At 40.6% G+C, this 662-nt stretch carries 1 pseudogene; it reads left to right on the top strand.

The window, feature by feature from the left end:
• Nucleotides 1–662 (top strand): annotated as a pseudogene (locus RH40_RS03190) (excinuclease ABC subunit UvrA); the annotation flags it as partial.

Raw genomic sequence — 662 nt, forward strand, 5'->3', positions numbered from 1 at the left:
GTCGTTGTCGATAGATTTAAAGTCCGTCAAGATCTTCATCAAAGGCTCGCAGAATCATTTGAAACAACACTAGAACTCTCAGGTGGCATTGCTGTCGTTGCTGATATGGATAACAACAGTGAAGAAATGATCTTTTCTGCTAACTTCGCTTGTCCCCACTGTGGTTATAGTATGCAAGAGTTGGAACCACGGTTATTTTCCTTTAACAACCCTGCAGGTGCCTGTAACACATGCGATGGACTGGGAGTCCAACAATATTTCGATCCTAGCCGAATTATTCTGGATGATTCATTAAGCTTGGCTGAAGGCGCTATTCGCGGTTGGGATCAAAAGAACTTCTATTATTTTCAGATGCTAACATCTCTCGCTCAGCACTATGGTTTTGACCTTAATATGCCTTTTAAAAAATTGGCTAAAAAAGTTCAAGAGATTATCTTAAAAGGTTCTGGAAGCACACAGATTGAGTTTCAATATATCAATGACCGTGGTGACACAAGAATCAAAAAGCATCCTTTTGAAGGCATCATCAATAACTTTGAACGCCGCTATCGTGACACAGAATCCAACTCAGTACGTGAAGACCTTGCAAAGTACATTTCAACAAAAACGTGTTCAACCTGTGAGGGAAGCCGCTTACGTATTGAAGCGCGTAATGTCTTTAT

Source organism: Vibrio caribbeanicus ATCC BAA-2122 (genome assembly GCF_000165125.1).
Classification (GTDB): Bacteria; Pseudomonadota; Gammaproteobacteria; order Enterobacterales; family Vibrionaceae; genus Vibrio; species Vibrio caribbeanicus.